Consider the following 8,659-nt stretch of genomic DNA (forward strand, 5'->3'; position numbering starts at 1 on the left):
CTTAAACCGGATTAAAATTCCATTAACTCGGTTTCTTTCTCGCTCAAAGCAACGTCGATTTTCTTGATGAAAATATCAGTCAGTTTCTGAATATCGTCCTGAGAACGACGGTCTTCATCTTCACTGATTTCTTTATCTTTCAACAATGCTTTGGTTTTATCGTTCGCATCACGGCGGACGTTACGTACGGAGACACGGCCCTGCTCTGCTTCGCCACGCACGACTTTGATGAGATCCTTACGACGTTCCTCTGTCAGTGCAGGCAATGGAACACGGATTGTCGCACCCGCAGAAGACGGGTTGAGGCCCAAATCAGAAGTCATGATCGCTTTTTCAACAGCAGCGCTGATGGAGCGATCGAATACAGAGATTGCCAGAGTACGGGAATCTTCCACCGTCACCTGGGCCAGTTGACGCAGAGGCGTTGCTGAACCGTAGTATTCCACCATGATGCCATCCAGGATGCCCGGAGATGCACGGCCGGTACGGATTTTGCTGATATGGGTTTTGAATGCTTCAACGCATTTTTCCATACGAATTTCAGCGTCTTTTTTGATTTCGTTAATCACGTTGTGAACCTTTGAAAGCTGATTACCTGGCAGACCATAACATCAGTATAGTCCGTGAATACTCATGCCAGCAGAGGCTGGCTGAACGTAATGTTCAATTGTGAAGGATCATTCCGCTTTAGAAATCAGCGTTCCTTCATTTTCACCCATCACCACGCGACGCAGTGCGCCAGGCTTATTCATGTTGAAGACGCGAATTGGCAGATTGTGATCGCGGGCCAGCGTAAAGGCAGCCAGATCCATTACTTTCAATTCCTGTTCCAGCACTTCCTGATAGGTCAGTGTTTCGTAAAGTGTCGCATCCGGGTTTTTCACCGGATCAGCTGAATACACACCGTCAACTTTGGTGGCTTTTAATACCACATCAGCTTCGATTTCAATACCGCGCAGACACGCGGCTGAGTCAGTGGTAAAGAAAGGATTGCCGGTACCGGCAGAGAAAATTACCACGCGGTTATGACGCAGCAAGCTGATGGCCTCAGCCCAGCTGTAATTATCACACACACCGTTCAAAGGGATCGCAGACATCAGGCGTGCGTTAACATAGGCACGGTGTAATGCATCACGCATTGCCAGGCCATTCATGACAGTTGCCAGCATACCCATATGGTCGCCTACAACACGATTCATGCCAGCCTGTGCCAGACCCGCGCCACGGAATAGGTTACCGCCGCCGATCACAACACCTACCTGAATGCCGAGTTCGACCAGCTCTTTCACTTCCTGAGCCATGCGATCTAATACACTCGCGTCGATACCAAAACCTTCACTACCCTGCAGGGCTTCGCCACTGAGTTTGAGCAGGATACGTTGATAAACGGGTTTCGCATTGGTAGCCATGGTGTCTGTCCTAGAAGCAATGTGTCTTAATGGATAGTCGGTTTTTACATCATAGCGTTGTCTGAATGACTTCACGCACAATGTAATAGGAATTTGGGGCTGGATAAAACGGAACCGCCCTTTCGTAGCGGTTCCATTTTAGGGTGTATCAGATACTGATTAAGACTGTTTAGTCATTGCTGCAACTTCAGCAGCAAAGTCAGTCTCAACTTTCTCGATACCTTCGCCCACTTCAAAGCGGATGAAGTTAATCACGTCAGCATTGTGTTCTTTCAGAACCTGACCCACAGTTTTGCTTGGGTCGATAACGAAAGGCTGACCTGTCAGAGAAACTTCGCCGGTGAATTTCTTCATGCGGCCTTCAACCATTTTCTCTGCAATTTCTTTCGGTTTGCCAGACTGCATCGCGATGTCCAGCTGAACCTGATACTCTTTTTCTACCACTTCAGCAGACACGTCTTCAGGCTTAACGAATTCTGGTTTGCTTGCTGCAACGTGCATAGCAATTTGCTTAACCAGTTCTTCATCAGCGCCTTTAGCCGCAATCAGAACACCGATACGTGCGCCGTGCAGGTAGCTGCCCAGCACATCGCCTTCAAGAATTTGAACGCGACGAATGTTGATGTTCTCACCGATTTTAGCAACCAGCTGAATACGCTCTTCTTCGAACTGAGCTTTCAGGACTTCAACGTCAGTCACTTTGCCTGCAACAGCAGCGTCCAGCACTTTGTCAGCAAAAGCCTGGAAACCAGCATCTTTAGCCACGAAGTCAGTCTGGCAGTTAACTTCCAGAATCACGCCGAAGTTGCCTTCGATTTTAGTTTTGATCACGCCGTCAGCAGCTACGTTGCCTGCTTTTTTCGCCGCTTTGATCGCGCCAGATTTACGCATGTTTTCAATTGCCAGCTCGATGTCGCCGTTAGCTTCAACCAGAGCTTTCTTACAATCCATCATGCCAGCGCCAGTACGTTCGCGCAGTTCTTTTACCAGGGCAGCGGTAATATCAGCCATTGTATTTTCCTCGATTATCTCAGTGCAAAAAGGGTTTTTGCGGTGAGATATTTCTCGCATTTAAGATAAGCAAAGGGGGCCAATAAAGGCCCCCTAACCAACATATTTCAATACCTGGTTAATAAGGGCTCTGCTGAGCTTGCCTTATTATTCAGCTTCTACGAAGCTTTCTTCTGCCTGAACAGCCAGATCTTGCGAACGGCCTTCACGGACAGTGGCAGCAACAGCGCTCAGGTACAGATTTACTGCACGGATTGCGTCATCGTTACCTGGGATAACAAAGTCAACGCCATCCGGATCGGAGTTGGTATCAACAATGGAGAATACCGGGATACCCAGGTTGTTAGCTTCTTTGATTGCAATGTGTTCGTGATCAGCATCGATTACAAACAGAGCATCAGGAAGACCACCCATATCCTTGATACCACCCAGGCTGTTTTCCAGCTTAGCCAGTTCACGAGTACGCATCAGCGCCTCTTTCTTGGTCAGCTTCTCGAAAGTGCCGTCCTGAGACTGAATTTCCAGATCTTTCAAACGTTTGATGGACTGACGAACGGTTTTCCAGTTAGTCAGCATGCCGCCCAACCAGCGATGGTTCACGAAGAACTGGTCGCAGTTGTGTGCAGCTTCTTTTACCGCTTCGCTTGCTGCGCGTTTAGTACCAACGAACAGGATCTTACCTTTACGGGAGGAGATCTTCTGCAACTCAGCCAGAGCTTCGTTGAACATTGGAACAGTTTTCTCAAGGTTGATGATGTGAACCTTGTTACGAGCGCCGAAGATGAATGGCTTCATTTTCGGGTTCCAGTAACGGGTTTGGTGACCGAAGTGAACACCGGCCTTGAGCATATCGCGCATGGAAACAGTTGCCATGATAAAACCTCTATTAAGTAGTTGGGGTTATGCCTCCACGTATCCCATACAACCGACCCTGCAGAACGAATTCCCAAGGCACCCCGGCGTATGTGTCGATACGTGTGTGTTATTACTTACGTTAATAAGTACACAATGAGTGATTTTGGCTTTAATCCCTCAGCGTCGTAAGACTCAGAGCGGATTGCCGGCGCGCTTTATACCATAAATAACGGCCCGACAGCAACTTTTGTTCAGCAGATTGCTTCACGGGAAATGATAGTTTGGCAGCAAATATCAGGGCTGATACCATAAGTCACAGCTTATTATTGACGACATCGGTGTAGAAATAAAGCACACCTGATGCACAGAACCCGCAGGACAACACATGGCTATTTCAATCAAAACCCCCGAAGACATCGAGAAAATGCGCGTTGCTGGCCGTCTGGCCGCAGAAGTGCTGGAAATCATTGAACCTTTCGTTAAACCGGGCGTGAGCACAGGTGAGCTGGATCGCATTTGTGCCGATCATATCGTGAACCAACAACAGGCGGTTTCAGCCTGCCTGGATTACCACGGTTTCCCGAAATCTGTTTGTATCTCCGTTAATGAAGTGGTGTGCCATGGTATTCCGAGCGAAGATAAGATTTTGAAAGAGGGTGACATCGTCAACATTGACGTTACGGTGATTAAAGACGGTTTCCACGGCGATACATCCAAAATGTTCATCGCGGGTAAACCGACGATTTTGGGCGAGCGTCTTTGCCGTATCACCCAGGAAAGCCTGTATATCGCCCTGCGCATGATCAAACCGGGTATCCGCTTGCGCACGCTGGGTAAAGAGATCCAGAAATTCGTTGAAGCCGAGAAATTCTCTGTGGTACGCGAATATTGCGGTCACGGCATTGGCGAAGGTTTCCACGAAGAACCTCAGGTGCTGCATTATGACGCAGATGACGGCGGTGTGGTGTTACAGGCTGGCATGGCCTTTACCGTTGAACCTATGGTCAATGCGGGTGATTACCGTATACGCACCATGAAAGACGGCTGGACAGTAAAAACTAAAGATCGCAGCTTGTCGGCTCAGTACGAGCATACTATTGTGGTCACAGATAACGGTTGTGAAATTATGACGCTGCGTAAGGATGACACCATCCCGGCTATCCTGACGCACGACTAAACAGTCACCCGCTCTGCGGAGAGGGTATAAATCTGTGAATCAAACCGGCGAAAGCCGGTTTTTTTATCTTTCACGTTTATTGGTCTCTCACGTGTAGGGCTGCGCACCCATGATTGAAAACTATTCGGCTGAAAAGAGCCTGCAACCGCAAACCACGCAGGATCTTATCCGCACTTACCCGCCACAGCCCGCCTCCCCTTCTGCCTATCCGGACGACGATTTAAACCGTCAGAGCCTGAAACAACATATGGAACAGTTTCAGGTGTGGCTGGCAGATGCCTTCAATGCCGGGCAACGGGCGGAAGATCTGGTGGATGCCCGGACGCATTACATCGATCAACTTTTGCAGCGTCTGTGGACGTTCTATGGCTTCGACAATATTCCTGAAACTGCGATGGTGGCCGTCGGTGGCTACGGGCGCGGCGAATTGCATCCTTTATCAGATATTGATGTTCTGGTGCTCAGCCAGAAACGTCTCAACGATGAACAGGCGTTGCGGATCGGTGAGCTGATTACGTTGCTGTGGGACCTTAAGCTGGAAGTCGGACACAGCGTGCGTACGCTGGAAGAGTGTCTGCTGGAGGGACTAGCTGATTTAACGGTGGCCACCAACCTGATTGAATCCCGCCTGATTTGCGGCGATGTCGCGCTGTTTCTCAGTATGCAGAAACACATTTTCAGTGACGGATTCTGGCCTTCGCCAAACTTTTTCCGCGCCAAGATCGATGAACAGAATGAACGCCATCAGCGTTATCACGGTACCAGTTATAACCTTGAGCCGGATATCAAAAGCAGCCCCGGCGGACTGCGCGACATTCACACCATTTTATGGGTGGCCCGCCGCCATTTTGGTGCCACATCGTTAGATGAAATGGTGGCCTTTGGTTTCCTGACTAAAGCCGAGCGCAACGAACTGCTGGAATGTCAAAGCTTCCTGTGGCGCATCCGTTTTGCCCTGCACTTGCTGCTGCCACGCTACGACAACCGCCTGCTGTTTGATCGCCAGCAAAGTGTGGCACAGCTGTTGCAATATCAGGGGGAAGGCAATCAGCCCGTCGAACGCATGATGAAAGATTTCTACCGCATGACCCGCCGGGTCGGTGAGCTGAATCAGATGTTATTGCAGTTGTTCGATGAAGCGATTCTGGCCATCGGCCCGAATGAAAAACCACGGCCGCTTGATGAGGATTTCCAGCTGCGTGGTGACCTGATTGACCTGCGGGACAGCACCCTCTTTGACCGCCGTCCGGAAACGATCATCGGCATGTTCCACCTGATGGTACGCCATCGCGAAATCAAAGGCATTTACTCCACCACCGTCCGCCTGTTGCGCCATGCCCGACGCCATCTCAAAGAGCCTCTGTGTATGATCCCGCAGGCACGTGAAATGTTTATGTCGATTCTGCGCCATCCAGGGGCCGTGTCACGTGCGCTGGTGCCGATGCATCGTCACAGCGTGCTGTGGGCGTATATGCCGCAATGGGGGCAAATCGTCGGACAGATGCAGTTTGACTTGTTCCACGCTTATACGGTCGATGAACATACCATTCGTGTTTTGCAAAAACTTGAAAGCTTCGCCCATGAAGAAACCCGGCCAAAGCACCCTTTATGCGTGGAATTGTATCCGCGTCTGCCACAGCCGGAGCTGTTGCTGATGGCTGCCTTGTTCCACGATATCGCCAAAGGCCGTGGCGGCGATCACTCGATCCTCGGTGCTCAGGATGTGCTGGAATTTGCCGAACTGCACGGGCTGAATTCCCGCGAAACACAGCTGGTGGCCTGGCTGGTTCGCTGTCACCTGCTAATGTCAGTGACAGCGCAACGCCGGGATATTCAGGATCCTAATGAAATTCAGCAATTTGCTGCGGAAATGCAAAGCGAAGTGCGCCTGCGCTATCTGGTCAGTCTGACCGTGGCGGATATTTGTGCCACTAACGAAACGCTGTGGAACAGCTGGAAACAGAGCCTGATACGCGAACTGTATTTTGCCACCGAAAAGCAATTGCGTCGCGGCATGCAAAACACGCCGGATCTTCGCGAACGTGTGCGTCATCACCGTCTGCAGGCGCTGGCATTGCTGCGTATGGACAATATCGATGAAGAAGCACTGCACCGGATCTGGAGCCGCTGTCGTGCAGATTATTTCCTGCGCCACTCACCCAATCAGCTGGCCTGGCACGCAAGACATCTGCTGGAACACGACTCCGCCAAACCGCTGGTGTTGGTCAGCCGTCAGGCAACGCGTGGCGGTACCGAAATATTCATCTGGAGCCCTGACCGGCCTTATCTGTTTGCCACCGTCGCCGGTGAGCTGGACAGGCGTAACCTGAGCATTCATGACGCACAGATTTTCACTAACCGCGATGGTATGGCGATGGACACCTTTATCGTGCTGGAACCGGATGGCAGTCCGCTGGCACAAGATCGTCATGAAGCGATCCGTTATGCGCTGGAACAATCCATGACGCAGGCTTATCAGCCACCCCGGACCCGGCATCCTTCGCCGAAACTGCGCCATTTCAGCGTGCAGACAGAAGTCAGTTTCCTGCCTACCCATACGGACCGCCGGACGTATATGGAACTGGTGGCGCTGGATCAGCCCGGCCTGCTGGCACGCGTCGGGGAGGTCTTCTCTGATCTCGGCCTGTCGCTGCACGGTGCGCGCATATCAACCATCGGTGAACGCGTAGAGGATTTATTTATTCTGGCAAATGGTGAGCGTCGTGCGCTGGATAATCAAACCCGCAAGGAAATCACACGCCGGTTAACTGAGGCACTCAACCCTGGCGACAAAATGTGATACAAGTACCACTATCTTTTAAAACCAATTCAGGAAAGAGAACAGGATGCAGCAACTACAAACCGTTATTGAACAAGCCTTCGAGCGCCGTGCAGATATCACCCCGGCTAACGTTGACAGCGTAACGCGCGACGCTATCACTGAAGTTATCAGCAAAATCGACAGTGGCGAATTGCGTGTTGCTGAGAAGATTGATGGCGAATGGGTGACGCATCAATGGCTGAAGAAAGCGGTACTGCTCTCGTTCAGAATCAATGACAACCAGGTTATGGAAGGCGGTGAAAGCCGTTACTTCGATAAAGTGCCGATGAAATTCGCGGACTACGATGAAGCGCGTTTTCAGCGTGAAGGCTTCCGCGTGGTCCCCCCAGCGGCAGTGCGTAAAGGCGCATTCATCGCACGTAATACAGTGCTGATGCCTTCTTACGTCAACATCGGCGCTTACGTTGATGAAGGCACCATGGTAGATACCTGGGCGACTGTCGGTTCGTGTGCACAAATCGGTAAAAACGTTCACCTGTCTGGTGGCGTGGGTATCGGCGGCGTTCTGGAGCCACTTCAGGCTAACCCGACTATCATCGAAGATAATTGCTTCATCGGCGCACGTTCAGAAATTGTTGAAGGCGTTATCGTTGAAGAAGGCTCTGTGATTTCCATGGGCGTTTACATCGGCCAGAGCACCAAAATCTATGACCGCGAAACTGGCGAAGTACATTATGGCCGCGTACCCGCAGGCTCTGTTGTTGTTTCCGGTAACCTGCCTTCAAAAGACGGTAAGTACAGCCTGTATTGCGCGGTTATCGTGAAGAAAGTAGATGCGAAAACGCTGGGCAAAACGGGTCTGAATGAGTTATTACGCACTATCGACTAAACTTGAGAAAAGCGGGTATTAATAACCCGCTTTTTTATCTTCTAAACGGCAAAGTGTGCAATTAATCAATGATTAAAGCCGCCGTTCAGTTCATCATGACACTCTGATTTATTCTCCTAAACGAAGGTGGCGCTATGTATGACAATCTGAAAAGCCTGGGCATTAATAATCCCGACGATATTGATCGTTACAGCCTGCGTCAGGAGGCCAATAACGACATTCTGAAGATCTATTTCCGCAGAGATAAAGGCGAGTTTTTTGCTAAAAGCGTGAAATTTAAATACCCGCGCCAGCGTAAAACTATCGTTGCTGATAATGCCGGCCAGGGTTATAAAGAAATTCATGAGATCAGCCCGAATCTGCGGTATGTGATTGATGAGCTGGATCAAATCTGTCAGCGTGATCAGGTCGAAGTGGATCTGAAACGTAAAATTCTTGATGATCTGCGTCATCTCGAATCCGTCGTGGCAAATAAAATTTCCGAGATTGAATCTGATCTGGAAAAACTCACCAACGGTCGCTGATAAATTCCGGTC

Annotated in this window: 8 protein-coding genes; 4 read left to right on the forward strand and 4 right to left on the reverse strand. The window is 50.2% G+C overall.

The window, feature by feature from the left end:
* Positions 1–11: 11 nt before the first annotated feature.
* From frr to rpsB, 4 genes are all read right to left on the reverse strand, one after another.
* Positions 12–569: a ribosome recycling factor gene (gene frr / locus J1785_RS06360; RefSeq protein ID WP_129954976.1), complete on the reverse strand. Its 558-nt coding sequence runs from the start codon at positions 567–569 to the stop codon at positions 12–14.
* 108 nt (positions 570–677) lie between these two features.
* Positions 678–1,409, reverse strand: coding sequence for a UMP kinase (pyrH, locus tag J1785_RS06365; RefSeq protein WP_129954975.1), 732 nt, complete (start codon positions 1,407–1,409; stop codon positions 678–680).
* Between the two features lie 159 nt (positions 1,410–1,568).
* Complete coding sequence (gene tsf / locus J1785_RS06370) at positions 1,569–2,420, reverse strand: translation elongation factor Ts (RefSeq protein WP_129954974.1); 852 nt, start codon at positions 2,418–2,420, stop codon at positions 1,569–1,571.
* 147 nt (positions 2,421–2,567) lie between these two features.
* A complete protein-coding gene (gene rpsB, locus J1785_RS06375) occupies positions 2,568–3,293 on the reverse strand; it encodes a 30S ribosomal protein S2 (protein ID WP_013574193.1) in 726 nt (241 codons plus the stop codon).
* Between the two features lie 367 nt (positions 3,294–3,660).
* On the opposite strand from rpsB, the gene map reads away from it, so the two are divergent.
* The 4 genes from map (at position 3,661) to J1785_RS06395 (ending at position 8,647) form a co-directional block, all read left to right on the forward strand.
* Positions 3,661–4,452, forward strand: coding sequence for a type I methionyl aminopeptidase (map, locus tag J1785_RS06380; protein WP_129992059.1), 792 nt, complete (start codon positions 3,661–3,663; stop codon positions 4,450–4,452).
* A gap of 109 nt (positions 4,453–4,561) precedes the next feature.
* On the forward strand, positions 4,562–7,252 hold the full coding sequence (glnD, locus tag J1785_RS06385; protein WP_129992058.1) for a bifunctional uridylyltransferase/uridylyl-removing protein GlnD: 2,691 nt from the start codon (positions 4,562–4,564) through the stop codon (positions 7,250–7,252).
* 46 nt (positions 7,253–7,298) lie between these two features.
* On the forward strand, positions 7,299–8,123 hold the full coding sequence (gene dapD / locus J1785_RS06390) for a 2,3,4,5-tetrahydropyridine-2,6-dicarboxylate N-succinyltransferase (RefSeq protein WP_013574190.1): 825 nt from the start codon (positions 7,299–7,301) through the stop codon (positions 8,121–8,123).
* A gap of 134 nt (positions 8,124–8,257) precedes the next feature.
* Positions 8,258–8,647, forward strand: a complete 390-nt coding sequence (locus J1785_RS06395; RefSeq protein WP_013574189.1) for a DUF3461 family protein — start codon at positions 8,258–8,260, stop codon at positions 8,645–8,647.
* Positions 8,648–8,659 lie beyond the last annotated feature (12 nt).

This window comes from Rahnella perminowiae, assembly GCF_019049755.1.
GTDB lineage: Bacteria > Pseudomonadota > Gammaproteobacteria > Enterobacterales > Enterobacteriaceae > Rahnella > Rahnella perminowiae.

Excerpts from the sequence above, each read along its gene's own strand:
- glnD (WP_129992058.1), top strand. The coding sequence starts at position 4,562 with ATGATTGAAAACTATTCGGCTGAAAAGAGCCTGCAACCGCAAACCACG.
- pyrH (WP_129954975.1), bottom strand. The coding sequence starts at position 1,409 with ATGGCTACCAATGCGAAACCCGTTTATCAACGTATCCTGCTCAAACTC.
- J1785_RS06395 (WP_013574189.1), top strand. The coding sequence starts at position 8,258 with ATGTATGACAATCTGAAAAGCCTGGGCATTAATAATCCCGACGATATT.
- tsf (WP_129954974.1), bottom strand. The coding sequence starts at position 2,420 with ATGGCTGATATTACCGCTGCCCTGGTAAAAGAACTGCGCGAACGTACT.
- dapD (WP_013574190.1), top strand. The coding sequence starts at position 7,299 with ATGCAGCAACTACAAACCGTTATTGAACAAGCCTTCGAGCGCCGTGCA.
- map (WP_129992059.1), top strand. The coding sequence starts at position 3,661 with ATGGCTATTTCAATCAAAACCCCCGAAGACATCGAGAAAATGCGCGTT.
- rpsB (WP_013574193.1), bottom strand. The coding sequence starts at position 3,293 with ATGGCAACTGTTTCCATGCGCGATATGCTCAAGGCCGGTGTTCACTTC.